The sequence below is a fragment of the Halobiforma lacisalsi AJ5 genome (assembly GCF_000226975.2).
GTDB classification, from domain to species: Archaea; Halobacteriota; Halobacteria; order Halobacteriales; family Natrialbaceae; genus Natronobacterium; species Natronobacterium lacisalsi.
Genome location: NZ_CP019285.1, coordinates 1,175,880 through 1,191,721, shown reverse-complemented (window position 1 = coordinate 1,191,721; position 15,842 = coordinate 1,175,880). Strand labels below are relative to the sequence as shown.

Genomic DNA, 15,842 nt, shown 5'->3' with positions numbered 1-15,842 from the left:
CGGAATCGCCGCCGTCGCCGGGCTTTTGCCCGGTCCCGGAGACCAGCCGATATGGTCTCAGACGAGAACGAAAGCGAGGACGGGGACGGGGGAGAGGAGCGGAGCGAGACCGACCCCTCCGCCTACACCGTCGTCGACCCGACCGACCTCGAGCCGCTAGAGGGCCGGCCCAGCGACTGCCGGCGGATAAGCGACGTCGCCGGACTCGAGGGCGTCGCGATCAACCGTTTTCTCGCGGAGCCGGGCGAACAGCTCCCGTTGACCTACCACTACCACGAGCGCCAGGAGGAGGCGTTCACGGTCCTGTCGGGCGAGTTGGCCGTCGAGACCCCCGACGGGGAGTTCCGGGTGCCGGAGGGAGCGGTGTTCACCGCGGAGCCGGAAGCGCCCCACCGGGCGTACAACCCCGAGGACGCGACCGCGCCGGTCGAGGTGCTCGCGATCGGCGCGCCGTCAGTCGACGGCGACGCGGTTCCGTACGACCCGGACGAATCGTGATCCCGGTCAGTCGCAGGTGTCGATACCAAGCAGGGCGTTGACCGGACAGCGCTGGATGACCGCGGTCGCGAAGATATCGCTCCCGGCAACGAACGCGAGGGTTCCAGCGGTCCGGTCCCGGTTTCGGTAGCCGACGAGTAGCAGCGCCGCGCCGAGGACGAATCGGAGCGTACGGTCGAGACCGCCGACGTTTTTCTCCATGTCCGAGCGAACGACCGGCACGCACGTAGTAGTGATCCCTGACGGCATCGACGCCGCCTCGAGTGGGCGGATCCCGACGGGGATCGTCGAGTCGGTCGTCGGACCCTACTCTTTCCCGCCGTCGTCCTCTTGCGCGCTCGAGAGCCCCGCGCCCCGGTCGCGCTCGAGTGCCGGCGGCGCCTCGCTGTAGTCGGAGTAGCCATCGAACCAGCGAACGATGCGCTCCAAGCGGTCGACGACGTGGCCGGGTTCGCCCGAGCGGGAGAGTTCGTGGCCCTCGCGCGGGTAGCGGACGAGCCGGGTATCGACGCCGCCTTTCTGCAGGCCGAGGTAGAACAGTTCGGCGGTGTTGGCCGGCGTCCGGTAGTCCCGGTCGGAGTGGAGCACGAGCGTCGGGGTGTCGACCTCGTCGACGTGGGCGACGGGCGACTGCTCCCAGAGGAACTCGGGTTCTTCCCAGGGGGTGGTGTCGAAGTCGCCCTCGACGAGTTTGAACGCGTCCGTCGAGCCGTAGAAACTCGTGAGGTCGTAGACGCCACGCTGGGAGACGGCGGCCTCGAACCGGTCCGTGTGCGCGACCGTCCAGGCGGTCATGAACCCGCCGAAGCTCCCGCCCGTGACGTACTGCTCGTCTGAATCGACGTAGTCCCGTTCGCAGACCTCCTCGACGCCTTCGAGGACGTCAGTGAGGGTGACCTCGCCCCAGTCACGCTCGATGGCCGTCGCGTGGTCCTCGCCGTAGCCGGTCGAGCCCCGCGGGTTACACCAGAAGACGACGTACCCCTCGGCGGCGAGCGTCTGGAACTCGTGCCACATCGTCCCCGCGGTCGTCCACTGGGCGTGGGGACCGCCGTGGATCTCGACGACGAGCGGATACTCCTCGTCGGTCGCGTCGGCGTCGAACTCCGGCGGCGTCAGGACCCAGCCCTGGATCTCGACCCCTTCGCTCTCGAACCTAATCTCCTCGGGCTGGCGGACAGCCCGATCCGAGAGGGAGTCGTCGTTGACCCGGGTCAGCCGGGTGACCTCGTTGCCCCCGCGAGTCGAAAGGAAGACGTCGCCCGGGTGGTCCCACTCGCTCTGGACGTAAGCGATCGCGTTCTCGCCGACGGAGAAGCCCTCGATCGTGACACCCTCGCCGTAGATCCGCGCGGGGTCGTCGCTCCCGTCGATCGGGACCGTCCAGAGGACTCGCGAGCCCTCGTCGGGCGTGGTGAAGTACAGCGACTCGCCCGCGGGATCGAGCCGGAACGCGCAGTTGTGGCCGACGGTTCGATCCAGCGGCTCCGTCGGCGTGACCTCCGTCCCGTCCTCGCGGTCGTGGACCGTGATCTCGGTCTGGCGCATCGATGCGTTCTCCTCGGGCGTGTACGGGAACGCGACCCGGCCGTCGGCCGTCGCCTCGAGCGAGTCGATCCACCCTGTCGTCTCCGTGAAGGCCGTCGCCTCGCCGCTCTCGAGGTCGTGCTCGTACAGCTCGTACGTGAGCGAGTCGTCCGGGTGCTCGTCCTCCTCCGCGGTCTTCGAGGCGTAGTAGACCGTCTCGTCGTCGCCCCACGTGGGCGCGATGTAATCCTCGTCGCCGTCGGTTAGCCGGGTAATGGGATGGTCGTCGGGGTGGACGGGGTCGCTGTCGTCGTTTTCGTCGTTCTCATCGTTCTCGTCGTCCGACTCGCCGACCTCGCCGTGTAATACCTCGTCGTCGGCCTCGAGGGCGGCCTCCACGTCGAGGACGTAGACGTGGCTTCGGCGGCCGTCGAAGTACTCCGTCGCGGCGCGGTAGACCATCCGGTCGACGACCCGCGGATCGGGCTCTTCGGGCTCGTAGTCGGGGTCGACGGCGTAGTCGCGGTGCGTCTCGCGGTCCTCGGCGGCTACCTGCTGGGTGAAGAGCAGCCGAGAGCCGTCCGGGCTCCACTCGAGGTCGGCGATCCCGCCGACGACGCCGGTGACGCGGCGGGCCTCGCCGCCGGACGTGGGGAGGATCCACAGCTGCTGGCGGTCGCTCTCGCCCCGCGTGCTGGCGAACGCGAGCCGATCGCCGTTGGGGCTCCAGCGGGGCTGACCGTCGACGCCTTCGCTGACGGTGAACTGCGTCGGCTCGTCGCCGCCGACGGGGACCACGTGGATCGTCGCGCCGTAGGATTCCTCGTCGTCCGGTTCGCGACGCACGAAGGCGACCCGCTCGTCGTCCGGCGAGACCCGCGGTTCCTCGGCATGAACGATGTCGTGATAATCGCTAGCATCGATCCTGTCCATAGGGGAGAACGACGGCGGGGCCGACTATAGGTTTCGGTCCCCCCAACGGCGTTCCGGAAGCGCTGAGATAAAGTCATCAAAAAACGAACAATTCTTTTGGGGACGACCTACTGATATATCACCAGCATATGGTTTCGAACGGTGTCGAATCGAAGCTATTAATACCTTATTGTCTAATAGTATAGTAATATGGTGAAACACATTAACAGACGTAAATTCGTCGCAGCAACCGGTATTGCCGGACTGACCGGGCTGGCCGGCTGTATCGGCGAAGACGCGGTCGAGGACGAAGAAGACCCCGACGGGGACGACGGTGACGACGGCGACGACGGAGCCGACGGAGACGACGGAGCCGACGGGGAAGGACAGGTGCTCTCCTGGCACGCCGGCGGTACCGGCGGGACGTACTACCCGCTTTCGGGTGACTTCAAGAGCATCGTCGACGCCGAGACGCCCCACGAACTGCAGGTCCAGTCGACCGGCGCGAGCGTCGAGAACGTCGGCAGTCTCGCCCGCGAGGAGGCCGAGTTCGCGCTGATCCAGAACGACATCGGCTACTTCGCGTTCAACGGCACCGGCCTCGACCAGTTCGAGGGCGAACCCGTCGAGAACCTCCGCGGCGTCGCGACGCTGTACCCCGAGACGATCCACGTCCTCACGCAGGGCGACTCCGGCATCGACACCATCGAGGACCTCGAGGGCGCGACGGTCAACACTGGCGACCTCGGGAGCGGGACCCAGGTCAACGCCCTGCAGATCCTCGAGAGCGCCGGCATCGAAGAGGGTGATTTCGAGGAACAGAACGGCGACTTCGACACCGCCGCGGACCAGATCCGCGACGGCGACGTCGACGCCGCGTTCGTCGTCGGCGGCTGGCCCGTCGGTTCCGTCGAGGAACTCGCGACCACCGAAGACATCTCGATCGTCGAGATTTCGGGCGACACTCGCGAGGCCGTCATGGGCGACGCCGAGTGGTTCGCCGAGGACACGATTCCCGGCGGCACGTACGACGGCATCGACGACGACATCGAGACGGTGTCGGTCCAGGCGATGATCGCCACCCACGAAGGAGTCGACGAAAGCGTCGTCGAAGAAGTGACGACGGCGATCTTCGAGAACACCGACCAGATCACCCAGAAAGAGGAGTTCATCGACGCCGACTCCGCACAGGACGGTATGCCGATCGATCTCCACTCCGGCGCCGAAGCGTACTTCGGGTAACGATCGGTTCCGGACCGCGACTCGACTCCACTCGTTTCGGACCGAGCACCGAACGACCGGGCCGGCGACGCGAGCACTCGGGCACTCGGACACTCGGGCACTCGAGCGCTCGATCGTGCCGGCACGGTTTCGATTTCACGTTCACGCCAGATCCTGACCGTGACTCGAGCGATTCACCGACGAACTGCAGTCGTTTTCCTTGCGTTACTGGGAGCGACCGCTCTCCTCGCCGGCGTCGTCGTCGGCGTCGGGACGGCACTGACCGCCGACGCGACCCTCGTGGTCGAACACGCCGACGGCGGCGACCGCGTCCTCGAGGTTCCAGTCGACGAAGGGACTGAGGTGACGGTTTCGTACATGCACAGCGTGGAGAAGACGCCGGTCGAGGATATCTACGTCGTCGACGACGGCGCGCTCCGGATGGACCGGATGGTGTTCGTCTCCCACGGGGCGGGGCTCCCCTCGGACGCCGACATCGAGGAAACCGACGACGGGTTCGTCGTCTATCCGGACGGCACCTACGAACGGCTCAACGTCGTGCCGGGGGAGATCGCCGGCCACGAACTGATCGTCGGAGACGAACGCTACGACCTGGTCGAACGGACCGACGGGCCGGTCGTACTCTCGGTCGCCGACCGGTCGCTCACCGACGCGGTCCCGTGGCCGGGCAGTTCCGCGAACGCTCCTCCGGGGGAGGCGACCGTCACGACGGACACCGGCGGCGACAGCGGCGTTCTCGAGACTGCCGGCGCTCGGGCCACGATACCACTCGCGGAACCGCTATCGATACTCGCACCTACTCTCGATCCAGTCACAGTCGAACCCTGATCCACTACACTATATCGTACCATGAGCACGGATACTCGCGATACGGACTCGCTCTCGGACGACGGACTCCCCGAGGAAGAAACCGAGGACGTTCTTCAGGAAGTCGAACGTAACCGCACCCATCGAGGGCTGACGGCGATCTTCGTCGCCCTGGTCGGTGTTACCTTCTCGGCGTTCCAGATGTGGATCGCCGCACGCGGCTACCAGTTCGAATTCACCCTCCCGGTCGCCGGCGAGGTCAGTCTCGTCTCGCTACAGCCGCTGCAGGTCTTTACCATCCACGTCACGTTCGCGCTGGTGCTCGCGTTCCTGCTGTACCCGCCGACCCGCGGCGACGGCCCCGTTTCCCGCCGGCTCGGCGCGGTCGAGCCCGCCGCTCGAGACCGGTTCGGTGCCGACAGCCCGGTCACGCGAGCGCTCGAGCGACTCGGCGACGTCGTACGCTGGCTCGCGGTCGACCCGTCGCTGAACCGGATCACGCCGCTGGACGTCCTCCTGCTGGTGCTGTCCCTGCTCCCGGCGGTGTACGTCGTGGGCAACTTCGACCAGATCCGGAACGCCGCCGTCTTCGGCATCCACTCGACGCCGCCGGTCCAGGAGGTCTACCCGTGGCTGCCGGGACTCGAGACGCTCGTCACGGGGCTTGCGGCCGTCGGGGGTCCGTTCCACGAGACCTCCTACGCGTTCGTGGTCGGCGTGCTCGGCATCCTGCTGGTCCTCGAGGCGACCCGCCGTGCGCTGGGCGGCCTGTTGATGGGACTCGTCGCCGGGTTCATCGTCTATGCCCGCTGGGGGTACCTGGTCCCGCGGGACTCGCCCGTCGGCGTCCTCTCGATCCAGCCCGAATCCTGGGGGAACATCGTCTACAACCTCTGGTTCACCACCGAAGCCGGCGTGATGAGTACTCCCGTCTCCGTCAGCGTCCGCTTCATCTACATCTTCATCCTCTTCGGGGCCTTCCTCGAGATGAGCGGCGCAGGCAAGTGGTTCATCGACCTCGCGTACTCGCTGACCGGGACCAAGAAAGGCGGCCCCGCGAAGGCCAGCGTCGTCTCGAGCGGCTTCATGGGGATGCTCTCGGGATCGTCGATCGCCAACACCGTCACCACGGGCGCGTTCACGATCCCGCTGATGAAGCGATCGGGCTACACGCCCGAGTTCGCCGGGGCTGTCGAATCCTCAGCCTCCTCGGGTGGACAGATCCTCCCGCCGGTAATGGGTGCGGCGGCGTTCCTGATCATGGAACTCACCGGAACGCCCTTCGCCGACGTGATCATCGCCGCGACCCTGCCGGCGATCGCCTTCTTCTTCGGGATGTGGGTCATGGTCCACTTCGAGGCGGCCCGTGGCGGGATCGGCGGCCTCTCACGGGAAGAACTCCCCGACGCCCTCGAGAGCCTCCGAACGGGCTGGTTCTACCTCGTACCGATCGTTCTCCTGCTGTACTTCCTGGTGATCGCCCGGTTCTCGGTCAACCGGGCCGGCTGGTACACGATCGTCTCGATCGTCGCGCTCATCGCGGTCGTCGCCGCCTACAACGAGCGCACGCGAGTGCCACTCGTAGGAACGATCGCCGTCCTCTCGCTCGCCCAGGCCGCCGCCTACGTCACGACCGGGGCCGGCGTCGTCGACGCCGTGCGGGCGGCCGTCGGCGCAAGCAGCGTCGCTGCCGAGCCATACTCGATCGGCGAGGCCGCCGTGGCGACGGCCTCCGATCTCGGGACCATCATCATCCTCGTCAGCCTCGCGTTCCTGCTCGCCACCCGGAGTGCGAACTCGCCGCTGCTCGAGCTCGACGACGACGTCGACGAGGCGGCTCGGGCGGGGGCGTCGGCCGTCGACCGGCCGTCACTGTCGAGTAACACCGCGTACCGCTTTGGCACCTTCATCCTGAAGTCGATGGACTCGGGCGCACGGACCGCGACGACCGTCGTCGTCGCCGTCGCCGCCGCAGGGATCGTGCCGGGAGTCATCAGCGTCACTGGTCTCGGACCGAATCTCGCCGCGCTCATCGGCGCGATCAGCGGCGGGTCGATGCTCGTCCTGCTCACGCTGACCGGGATCGCGGCGATCCTCTTCGGGATGGGGATGCCGACGACCGCGATGTACATCATCCTGGTCGCGATGCTCGAGACGCCGCTGGTCGACGCCGGCATCGGCGTCCTCGCGGCACACCTGTTCGTCCTCTACTTCGGCCTGATGGCGGACGTCACCCCGCCGGTCGCGGTCGCCGCCTTCGCCGCGGCGGGGGTCGCGAAGGCCGAGGAACTCAAGACGGCGACGACCGCGTTCCTGCTCTCGCTGAACAAGATCCTCGTCCCGTTCGCGTTCGTCTTCTCGCCGGGCATCCTGCTCGTTCGCGACGGCGAGGTCATCGGCTGGAGCGACGTCGCCGACGTCGGGTTCTTCACCAGCGAGGTCCTCGTCCCAGTCGTCGGGATGTTCCTCGGCGTCTACGCGCTCGGCGTGACGATCATCGGCTACCAGTACGCCGACGTCGACTCCCTCGAGCGCGGACTCTACTCGCTTGCCTCGATCCTGCTGATGGTGCCGGAGATTCCCCTGCTGATCGTCGAGGGGCTGCTCGGCCTGCTCGGCATCCCCTCGGCGCTGACGATCTTCACGATCACGGCCTCGCTTCGGGGGATCGGGCTGGCCCTGCTGGTCGGACTCACCTACCGGAACCGGTCCCGTGAGAGTCCCACGAACGCCGACACGGACGTGTCGACGCCGGCAGCCGGCGACGTCTGAGCGGACGACGCCGGCCCGACCGGCACGACGTGACAAGCTATTTCCACGTCGCCCCCGAACGCGCTGCTGATGGCCTCGCCCTCCCCGTCCGATGCCGGCAACACCGCAGCCCGTGACGGAGTCGTCGACCGACTCGCCGCCGTCTACGCCGGCGTATTCCTCTCGAGTGCCGCTGCCACGATCGCGACGGCAGCCGACGGATCGAACGCGTTTCGCGTCCTCGCGCTCGCGGGGGTCGCGCTCGGCGTCGGCACCGTCTCGGGACTGTTTCTCTCACGGCGCGTGTCGCCGCTCTCGAAGCGACTGGGGCGTAGCCGTCGCCGTCGAATCGGGGCCCTCATGCCGGCGCTCCCGTTCGCGGCCGTCGGCCTCGCCGCGGGTCTCGGTCGGCTTCCCGAGGTCACGGGCGTCGTCGCCCTCCTCTCGGGGGTCGCGATCGCCGTCACCGCCCTCGCCCTGACCGCGGTCGCAACGACGCGATACGTCGACACCGTCGTCGGCGAGCCCCGCGCGACCTGTCGGTGGACGCCGCCGCGTCGACCGGTGCTCGACGCCGCCCTCCTCGTTTTCTGGGTACTGCTGGCCGGAATCAACGCGCTCGGCGGGGACGGCCTCTGGGCGGTCGTCTGGGCGGGTCTCGGAGTCCTCTGGGTCGTCAGCGGTTTCGTCGAGGGCCGGCTCCGTCCAGCCGGGACCGGTGTCGAACCCGAACTCCGCGTCCACGACATCGGGCTGGTCAAGCGACGGCCGTACACGGCGATCCTCGTCCGCTGGGACGACGTCGATCACGCCCGTCTGCGAGAGGGCGAACTCGTCCTCGAGCGCGGGCTCTTCGACGTTCGCTTCGACCGCGACGACCTCGAGGATCCCGACGCGGTGCTCGCCGCGAGCGAGCGGTTCGTGGACAGGATCGGGTAACTGTGAGCGAGCGGGCCCATCGTCTCTCCTCTTTCGTCTCTCGTCTCTCGGCTCTCGAACCGGCTACTCCCTAGGCGAGGTCCGCGCGCCCGCTGGTCGCGCTGCGCAACCGATCCCGAAGTCCCTCGGCCTCGGCAATCGGCACCCGCACGTGGAAGGTGACGTCCGCCTCGTAGTCGGCCTCGAACTCGTAGCCCTCGCTCTCGAGGACCCCCCGGACGGTGCCGGAATCGTCGTACTCGACCGTGACGGTGACCGTCTCGTGCGGTCGCTCCTCGACGACACCTGCCGCATCGACCGCGTCTTTCACCGCCTTCGAGTAGGCCCGGATCAGTCCCCCGACCCCGAGGTTCGTCCCGCCGTAGTAGCGAGTCACGACGACCGCGCAGTTCTCGAGGTCGCGCTGCGTAAGGACGTTCAGCGCCGGCTTGCCCGCCGAGCCGGAGGGTTCGCCGTCGTCGCTCGAGTACTCCCGCAGGAGTTCGCCCGCGGGGTCGGCCCGGACGCGGTAGGCGGGAACGTTGTGCGTGGCGTCGTCGTACTCCGCCCGAACGGCGTCGACGAACGACTCGGCGGCCTCGACGGAGTCGACGGGACGGACGTGGCCGAGGAACTCCGATCCCTGGACGACGAACTCGGCGGTCGCGGGATCGGCGACGGTCCAGTACGCGTCGGCGTCACCGTCGGTGTCGCCATCGGTCACGGCCGCTCACCTGCCGACACCGACCGCGACCGCGATCCGGCCTCGAGTCCGGAAACGAACATACCGGTAGTTGACGGGAACGCGAAAAGAGCCCGTCGGTCGCCCGCCGCTGTGGAACCACCCATACGCTATTGCCGCTCGCGCCAGTATATCCGAACGAATATGTCCGCGGTCGACGACGAACTCATGGACGAACTGCTGTCCGCCTGTCGGACCGCCGTCGGGGACGAACTCCGGAGCATCACGTACTTCACCGAGGACGAGGTCGAACAGGTGTATCTGCGGTCGGATCTCGAGCGTACCGCCGACCTGGTCGGCTTCGCCGATCACGAACGTGTCGGCTTCCGGGCCCAGTCGGCATACCGGAACACCCAACTCGGTGACTACGAGGCGACGATCAGGATGTTCGAGAACGGCTACCTGACGCGGGTCATCCGCGGCGACCACGGCGTCTGGGTGACGACCGATTCGATGTCGATCGAGCGGTTCGAAGAACTGACCAGCACGCTCATGACGGTGCTCGAAGACGCGGGCTCGGGCGCAGGGACGGCGAACCCGGACTCGAAGCCGAACTCCGGCCAGAACTGGAATTCGGACGAGTAGCTCACTGGATCTCGATTTTCCGAACGAAATCGAGGTCGCGAAGTTCGGTGATCACGTCGCCGGGCAGGTCCTCGTCGGTGATCAGGTAGAGCCGTGGCTCGTCGGTAAACTCCGGGTCCTCGCTGATCGTCTGGCGGATCGAAATCCCGTTGTCGGCGAGTGTCCCCGTGATACCGGCGACGATCCCCTCCCGTTCGGGGTCGTCGACCGCGATCGACAGCACCGTCAGATCGAGCACCGGCGCAAGGTCCATCAGGCTGGGCACCTGCGAGATGTTCTGGAAGATGCGCCGCAGTTCGGGATCCTCGAGGATGACGTCGGTCGTGGAGTCGACGACGCGGCGATCGACGTCGATCTCGCGGGCGATTCCGGTGTTCGGGATCTCGATGCCGCCGGAGACGACCCGCCCGTCGTCGTTGACGGAGAAGCCCCGCTCGAGCAGTAGCCGGATGACCGCCTGCTGGCTCGGGGAGCCCTCGAACTTCTCCATGATCTCGTCGAACATTCGTTGCCGAGTGTACGTGTGCAACGGTATAATGATCGGTGGTTGATGCCGGCGGCGCCCGTTCCTCGAGTTTCGACCCGGGTCGGCGGGGCGGGGACGGAAACGGGGCGTCTGACGGACGTTTATTAGTTTGACGGCCATCACCGGAGGATATGCGACCACTCCGGAACTGTGACTTCTGTGACGCCGACGCCGCCGGCACGTTCGAGGTGCTGCCGCGGGATCTCGAACCGACCCCGACCGAAGACGAACAGCGCCGCGTCGTCCTCTGTGCCGAGTGCAAGGACCGCCTCGAGGTGCTGCTCGAGCCGCTGCTGGCCCGTGCCGCGGGCGGGGTGGACGGCTCCGCGACTGCGACCGCGACCGCGACCTCGGGCGGTACCGATGCGAAAACGGAACGAGCACGGACTAACCGCGACTCGAGCGGTACCGACGACCCCGCTGGCTCGGAGAGCACCGGCTCCCGCTCCAGCTCCGGGTCGGACTCGCCTCCCGAACTCGAGGCCGCTCGTCCCGTCGAGACCGAGACGACCCACACCGAGACGAGGTCGGCCGACGACGGGACAACGGACTCGAGCGAGGACGCGACCCCCGACACGTCGGCCGACTCGAGTTCCAAGGAAGAGATTACGTTCGGTGACGACGGGATTCCGGAGCGGTCCGCGACGGGAACCGACGCCGAGACGGGCGTCGAAGCCGACGCCGGCGGGAAAGCCCGGACGCGTGAGAGCGCCGGGACCGGGTCCGAATCCGGGTCGAGCTCCGGGTCCGAACCCGGGTCGGGAGCCGGCTCCCGGGAAGCGAAGGCGTCTGGCGGGAACGAGGAAGAATCGACCCCGACCCGCCCCTCGAAGGCCTACGCGAAGGTGGTCCGCCTGCTGCGCAACCGCGATTTCCCCGTGAAACGGTCCGAAGCCGAGGCGCTGGCCGCCGGCGCGTACGACCTCGAGAGCGACGACGTCGAGGCGATCGTCGATCACGCGGTCGAACAGGGCGAGTTCGAGGAACACCGGGGGAAACTCCGCCGGCCGTAAGGTTTCGTCGGGCAGAACCTCCTCGATGAGGACGTGATCGTCACCGTGACAATCGTCGTTGGGGAAAAGACACTACTTCCGAACGCTTCTAGGAAGCGGGGTGAACACCGCAACCCTCTCGTCAGCCCTCTCGATCGCGCTCTTCGTTCTGCTCGGCACGTTGTTCGGGCTGTACGCCCTCTCGGCCCTGTGGTGGCTGTACGAAGTGTTCGTACTCTCCCGTGCTCCGGACGACGAGCGGTTCGAGTGGGGACTCGAGGACGTCCAGGTCCGGATCCTCACCGTCGACGGCGAGCGCGTGGTCCAGGGGACCGTCGATTCGGTCCCGTCGGCTATCGACGACGTCCACGTGATCGCCGAAACGCCGATCGACGTCGACGGGGCGACGGTACACGTCGTCCCCGAGGAGTTCGACTGCGAGGCGACGAACAAGGGACGAGCGCTCGAATGGGCGAGTCAGACGCTCCAGTGTGAGACGGAGTACGTCCTCTACCTCGACGAGGACACCATCGTCACCGAGTTCACCGGCGTTCCGGACGCGGACGTCGTCCAGTTCACGGAGCTGCCGATCTACACCGGATCGTGGCTCACCTACTGCTGTGAGGTGTTCCGCACCGGCTACCAGTTCGAGCAGTTCGCGTTTCCACGGCTGCGATATCCCCTCTACGCCTGGGGTGGCGGTATCGCGGTTCGACGCGACCTCGAGGAACGGATCGGGTGGGACGTCGGGACCGTCACCGAAGATACGAACTTCGTCTGGCGGGCGGCCCGCGAGGAGGAGTTCTCGTTTCGGGTGGTCGACGCCCGGTTCCGGAACCAGGCCCCGCCCACGATATCGGCAATGATCCGCCAGCGCCGGCGCTGGATCTCCGGTTCGCTCCAGGACGGTGGTATCCTCCCGCTCTCGTACCGGCCGCTGTACGGGACGCGGGTGGTCGTCTGGGCCTGTTCCCCGCTCGTCCTGGCGTGGGTTTTCGGCGGCATCGTCGAGACGGGAACGCTGGGGGTGCTCGCTCGAGCGTTCGGCGGGATTTCGGCGGCGCTTGCGGTCGTGCTCGTCGTGTTCATGTGGTTCGGAATCCGGGCCTACCGACTCGAGCCGTACCTGTGGCCGGCGTTTCTCCTCGCGACGCCGCTGGCCGTCGTGCTCCACGCGGCCGGCGCGGCCTGGGGCATCGTCTCGCCCGTCTCCGAGTTCCGGGTGACCGAGAAGGTACCGCCCGAGACGGTCGAAACGGTCAATCCGGCCCTCGAGCGGGGAGACATTCGGGCACACGATGGAACCGAGTCGCTCGTCGGCGAGGGCCTGCAGGCGAGCGAAACCGGGGAGGACGTCGAGAGCGAGGCCGAGGCCGAAGTCGAGGTCGAGGTCGAGGTCGAGAACGGGGACGAGGAACAGGAACAGGAAGGGGAGAGAGCCCGCCCGCTCGACTAGAGCGCTCCCTTCGTACTCGGCGTGTCCTCCCGGCGCTCGTCGAGCCGCGTCGCATCGTCTACCGTCCGAGCCAGCGTCTTGAACAGCGCCTCCACCTCGTGGTGGGCGTTCTCGCCCGTCACCTCGAGGTGTAACGTCAGGCCGGCGTTCATCGCGAGCGTTTCGGCGAAGTGACGCGCCATGTCACTCGTGAACCCGCCGATCGACGCCTGTGAGAACGTCCCGTCGAAGTAGAACCGGGGCCGCCCGCTGACGTCCACCACTGCACCCGCGACGGCCTCGTCGAGGGGAACCCGCCGGTCGGCGTACCGGACGATCCCCGTACGGTCGCCCAGCGCCTCGTCGAACGCCTCCCCGAGGACGATCGCCACGTCCTCGACCGTGTGGTGGTCGTCGATCTCGAGGTCGCCGTCACAATCGACCTCGAGGTCGAACAGGCCGTGTTTGGCGAACGACTCGAGCATGTGATCGAAGAAACCGATCCCGGTCTCGACGTCGGCGTCGCCGGAGCCGTCGATCGTCACGGTACAGTCGATCGCCGTCTCGGCGGTCTCGCGGGTGACGGTCGCGGTGCGATCGTGGTCGCTCATGTCGAACCGATCGGACCCGCGGTACAAGGCGGTTGCGCTCGCTCCGGTGGCGGGCACCGCTCCCGACTTCGCCCCTCCTGACCCGATAGCGACGACGAAACCGGAAAACGCCCGCAGATCGCTCTATAAAATTTTAACGACGTTCTAAAGTCACCACGAAACGACGTTGGCCAGCGGCTAATGACGTGAAACGGACCGAAACCGAGTCAATATTCACCCCCTTATATCCTCCCCAGGATGAATATCGTGATCGAGAAGAGGTGATCCCGATGTCGAACCCCTCCCCGCTTTCGAACGAATCGATCGGTCCGTCCGGCCCTGAGACGGACCGCCAGCACGACCGACGCCGCCGTATCGTCCGCTCGCTGAAAGGCCCCGCACAGTTCCTCTCGTTCTGGGTCGCCATCGCCCTCCCGTTCGTTCACGTCCCGCTGCTCGCGCAGGGACTGGGTGACCCGAGCGTGACGCTGACCTTCCTGCTGTTGCTCGGTCTCAACGTCCTCGCGCTGTACCTCGGACACGGTTACAACCAGTCGTGAAGTCATGAGCCCATGAGCCCATGAGCCCATGAGCCCATGAGCCCATGAGCCCATGAGCTCTAACCGCCGGATCGGACCATCGCCCGGATGCGCCCTCCACCGGTCCGTCTCGCTCCTCGACACGCTTCTTCCCGTGGCCGACACCCGACACCCGGTAGCTTGCAGTTTGCCTCCGTAACCGGTGTCGTTACCGTATCTGTTATGGGTCTCCCCCTCACAGGACAGGACAGTCGATGAGGATTCGCGTCGACTGGCGCTCGAGTTGTAGCCTCACGGGCACCGTGCTGCGGTGGCTGGCCGTGCCACTCGCAGCCCCGCTGGGTCTCGCATTGCTCGACGGCGACGATCCACGTCCGTTCCTCGTCGCCATCGCCATCACGGTCGTCGTCGGGACCGCCCTCGAGCAGCTGAAAGCGGACCGTGACCTCGGCCAGCGCGAGTCGTTCCTGATGGTCGCGCTCACCTGGCTCGGCGTCGCCGTCGTCGGAGCCGTTCCGTTTTTCGTCGCGGGCACGGGAACGATCGCCCACCCGGTCGACGCGCTCTTCGAGAGCATGAGCGGGCTGACGACCACCGGCGCGACCGTCCTCGAGGACTTTACGATCCACGACCGGTCGATACTGCTGTGGCGACAGCTCCTCCAGTGGCTCGGCGGATTGGGGATCCTGATCGTCGCCATCGGTTTGCTCTCGCACCTGATGGTCGGGGGTGCCCAGCTGATGGAGACCGAGTCCCAGACCCAGAACGTCCGGAAGCTCCGCCCCCAGATCTCCGAGACGGCACGGCTGATCTGGGGGCTGTACGTCGGTCTCACGCTGCTTGCGGTCGCCGTCCTCTACGGACTCCATCTGCTCGGTTTGGCACCACAGATGAACCTCTTCAATGCCGTCTCACACGCGTTGACCAGCGTCGCCACCGCCGGATTCTCGCCGGAAGGTGAGAGTGTCGGGGCGTTCACGCCGATCGTCCAGTGGGCGATCATCCCGTTCATGATCGTCGGCTCGACGAACTTCGTGTTGCTGTACTATCTCACGCAGGGGGAGTTCCAGCGCCCGCTCGAGTCGGAGGAGTTCCGGTTCTATCTGGGGACGATCGCGTTCTTCGGCGCGGTGGTCGTCGGGATCCTCTGGTTCGATCCCGATATCGGAAGGAATCTCGAGGAAACGGTCCGCCACGGGCTGTTCAACGTGGTTTCGATGATCACGACGACCGGGTACGCCTCGACCGATTTCAACGTCTGGACCCCGGGTGCGAAACACGCGCTGTTCCTGTGTATGTTCCTCGGTGGGATGGCCGGGAGCACGACCTGTTCGATCAAGTCGCTGCGCTGGCTGGTCGTCCTGAAGACGTTTCGACGGAACCTCTTCACGTCGGTCCATCCCGACGCGGTCCGGCCGCTGCGGCTGGGCAGCGAGGTCGTCGACGAGGAGACGATCAACGACATCTTCAACTACGTCCTGCTGGCCATCGTCATCTTCTTCCTGCTGACGGTCGTTATCGTCGTCGACGCGGCCCGTTCGGGGACCGCGGTCACCGAGTTCGAGGCGCTGAGCGCGGCGGCCTCGATCTTCCTCAACATCGGCCCGGCGTTCGGGATGGCCGGACCGATGGACAACTACCACGGGTTCCCGACGACGACCCGCTCGATCATGATCGTCATGATGTGGATCGGTCGCATCGAGATCATCCCCGTGCTCGTCCTGTTGACGCCCGCGTTCTGGCGGTCGTGAGCGGCCCCGGCCTCGAGCGACGGACAG

General features: G+C 66.8%; 15 protein-coding genes. 10 read left to right on the top strand and 5 right to left on the bottom strand.

Going from position 1 to position 15,842, the window contains the following annotated elements; genetic code table 11:
• Nucleotides 1-51: 51 nt before the first annotated feature.
• Nucleotides 52-498, top strand: a complete 447-nt coding sequence (locus CHINAEXTREME_RS05630) for a cupin domain-containing protein (RefSeq protein ID WP_007141505.1) — start codon at nucleotides 52-54, stop codon at nucleotides 496-498.
• A 6-nt stretch (nucleotides 499-504) separates the two neighbouring features.
• Here CHINAEXTREME_RS05630 and CHINAEXTREME_RS05625 read toward each other — a convergent pair whose 3' ends face one another.
• Complete coding sequence (locus CHINAEXTREME_RS05625; RefSeq protein ID WP_007141504.1) at nucleotides 505-699, bottom strand: YgaP family membrane protein; 195 nt, start codon at nucleotides 697-699, stop codon at nucleotides 505-507.
• 105 nt (nucleotides 700-804) lie between these two features.
• Nucleotides 805-2,958, bottom strand: coding sequence for a S9 family peptidase (locus tag CHINAEXTREME_RS05620; protein ID WP_007141503.1), 2,154 nt, complete (start codon nucleotides 2,956-2,958; stop codon nucleotides 805-807).
• Between the two features lie 189 nt (nucleotides 2,959-3,147).
• Between CHINAEXTREME_RS05620 and CHINAEXTREME_RS05615 the strand changes: the two genes are divergently transcribed.
• The 4 genes from CHINAEXTREME_RS05615 to CHINAEXTREME_RS05600 all read left to right on the top strand — a co-directional run bounded on the left by CHINAEXTREME_RS05615 (nucleotide 3,148) and on the right by CHINAEXTREME_RS05600 (nucleotide 8,676).
• Nucleotides 3,148-4,179, top strand: a complete 1,032-nt coding sequence (locus CHINAEXTREME_RS05615; RefSeq protein ID WP_007141502.1) for a TAXI family TRAP transporter solute-binding subunit — start codon at nucleotides 3,148-3,150, stop codon at nucleotides 4,177-4,179.
• A 159-nt stretch (nucleotides 4,180-4,338) separates the two neighbouring features.
• On the top strand, nucleotides 4,339-5,007 hold the full coding sequence (locus tag CHINAEXTREME_RS05610) for a DUF1850 domain-containing protein (RefSeq protein WP_007141501.1): 669 nt from the start codon (nucleotides 4,339-4,341) through the stop codon (nucleotides 5,005-5,007).
• 21 nt (nucleotides 5,008-5,028) lie between these two features.
• Nucleotides 5,029-7,758, top strand: a complete 2,730-nt coding sequence (locus CHINAEXTREME_RS05605; RefSeq protein ID WP_007141500.1) for a TRAP transporter permease — start codon at nucleotides 5,029-5,031, stop codon at nucleotides 7,756-7,758.
• A 69-nt stretch (nucleotides 7,759-7,827) separates the two neighbouring features.
• Nucleotides 7,828-8,676, top strand: coding sequence for a hypothetical protein (locus CHINAEXTREME_RS05600; RefSeq protein ID WP_007141499.1), 849 nt, complete (start codon nucleotides 7,828-7,830; stop codon nucleotides 8,674-8,676).
• 70 nt (nucleotides 8,677-8,746) lie between these two features.
• On the opposite strand, the gene CHINAEXTREME_RS05595 is transcribed toward CHINAEXTREME_RS05600, so the two are convergent.
• Nucleotides 8,747-9,379: an IMPACT family protein gene (locus CHINAEXTREME_RS05595; RefSeq protein WP_007141498.1), complete on the bottom strand. Its 633-nt coding sequence runs from the start codon at nucleotides 9,377-9,379 to the stop codon at nucleotides 8,747-8,749.
• A gap of 162 nt (nucleotides 9,380-9,541) precedes the next feature.
• Here CHINAEXTREME_RS05595 and CHINAEXTREME_RS05590 point away from each other — a divergent pair, with 162 nt between their 5' ends.
• A complete protein-coding gene (locus tag CHINAEXTREME_RS05590; RefSeq protein WP_007141497.1) occupies nucleotides 9,542-9,982 on the top strand; it encodes a DUF7522 family protein in 441 nt (146 codons plus the stop codon).
• A 1-nt stretch (nucleotide 9,983) separates the two neighbouring features.
• On the opposite strand, the gene CHINAEXTREME_RS05585 is transcribed toward CHINAEXTREME_RS05590, so the two are convergent.
• Nucleotides 9,984-10,487 carry a hypothetical protein gene (locus CHINAEXTREME_RS05585; protein WP_007141496.1) on the bottom strand — a complete coding sequence of 168 codons (504 nt, stop codon included), beginning with the start codon at nucleotides 10,485-10,487 and terminating at the stop codon, nucleotides 9,984-9,986.
• A 152-nt stretch (nucleotides 10,488-10,639) separates the two neighbouring features.
• On the opposite strand from CHINAEXTREME_RS05585, the gene CHINAEXTREME_RS05580 reads away from it, so the two are divergent.
• Together CHINAEXTREME_RS05580 and CHINAEXTREME_RS05575 are read left to right on the top strand one after the other, a co-directional pair.
• Nucleotides 10,640-11,521: a hypothetical protein gene (locus CHINAEXTREME_RS05580; RefSeq protein WP_007141495.1), complete on the top strand. Its 882-nt coding sequence runs from the start codon at nucleotides 10,640-10,642 to the stop codon at nucleotides 11,519-11,521.
• A 100-nt stretch (nucleotides 11,522-11,621) separates the two neighbouring features.
• Nucleotides 11,622-12,956 (top strand): glycosyltransferase, encoded by a 1,335-nt coding sequence (locus tag CHINAEXTREME_RS05575; RefSeq protein ID WP_007141494.1) that lies wholly within the window; start codon nucleotides 11,622-11,624, stop codon nucleotides 12,954-12,956.
• Here the strand turns inward: CHINAEXTREME_RS05575 and hisB are convergent.
• The gene (gene hisB / locus CHINAEXTREME_RS05570) at nucleotides 12,953-13,546 is read right to left on the bottom strand and encodes an imidazoleglycerol-phosphate dehydratase HisB (protein ID WP_029601405.1); all 594 of its coding nucleotides are present in this window, start codon (nucleotides 13,544-13,546) and stop codon (nucleotides 12,953-12,955) included. The two genes, CHINAEXTREME_RS05575 and hisB, sit on opposite strands and share 4 nt — an antisense overlap.
• A gap of 269 nt (nucleotides 13,547-13,815) precedes the next feature.
• On the opposite strand from hisB, the gene CHINAEXTREME_RS05565 reads away from it, so the two are divergent.
• Complete coding sequence (locus tag CHINAEXTREME_RS05565; RefSeq protein ID WP_007141492.1) at nucleotides 13,816-14,085, top strand: hypothetical protein; 270 nt, start codon at nucleotides 13,816-13,818, stop codon at nucleotides 14,083-14,085.
• Nucleotides 14,086-14,318: 233 nt separating this feature from the next.
• Nucleotides 14,319-15,815: a TrkH family potassium uptake protein gene (locus CHINAEXTREME_RS05560; protein ID WP_029601406.1), complete on the top strand. Its 1,497-nt coding sequence runs from the start codon at nucleotides 14,319-14,321 to the stop codon at nucleotides 15,813-15,815.
• Nucleotides 15,816-15,842: the final 27 nt, after the last annotated feature.

Coding starts and splice junctions, on each gene's coding strand:
- CHINAEXTREME_RS05585 (WP_007141496.1), bottom strand. CDS start 10,487: ATGTTCGACGAGATCATGGAGAAGTTCGAGGGCTCCCCGAGCCAGCAG.
- CHINAEXTREME_RS05600 (WP_007141499.1), top strand. CDS start 7,828: ATGGCCTCGCCCTCCCCGTCCGATGCCGGCAACACCGCAGCCCGTGAC.
- CHINAEXTREME_RS05590 (WP_007141497.1), top strand. CDS start 9,542: ATGTCCGCGGTCGACGACGAACTCATGGACGAACTGCTGTCCGCCTGT.
- CHINAEXTREME_RS05615 (WP_007141502.1), top strand. CDS start 3,148: ATGGTGAAACACATTAACAGACGTAAATTCGTCGCAGCAACCGGTATT.
- CHINAEXTREME_RS05620 (WP_007141503.1), bottom strand. CDS start 2,958: ATGGACAGGATCGATGCTAGCGATTATCACGACATCGTTCATGCCGAG.
- CHINAEXTREME_RS05560 (WP_029601406.1), top strand. CDS start 14,319: ATGAGGATTCGCGTCGACTGGCGCTCGAGTTGTAGCCTCACGGGCACC.
- CHINAEXTREME_RS05625 (WP_007141504.1), bottom strand. CDS start 699: ATGGAGAAAAACGTCGGCGGTCTCGACCGTACGCTCCGATTCGTCCTC.
- CHINAEXTREME_RS05580 (WP_007141495.1), top strand. CDS start 10,640: ATGCGACCACTCCGGAACTGTGACTTCTGTGACGCCGACGCCGCCGGC.
- CHINAEXTREME_RS05565 (WP_007141492.1), top strand. CDS start 13,816: ATGTCGAACCCCTCCCCGCTTTCGAACGAATCGATCGGTCCGTCCGGC.
- CHINAEXTREME_RS05605 (WP_007141500.1), top strand. CDS start 5,029: ATGAGCACGGATACTCGCGATACGGACTCGCTCTCGGACGACGGACTC.
- CHINAEXTREME_RS05630 (WP_007141505.1), top strand. CDS start 52: ATGGTCTCAGACGAGAACGAAAGCGAGGACGGGGACGGGGGAGAGGAG.
- hisB (WP_029601405.1), bottom strand. CDS start 13,546: ATGAGCGACCACGATCGCACCGCGACCGTCACCCGCGAGACCGCCGAG.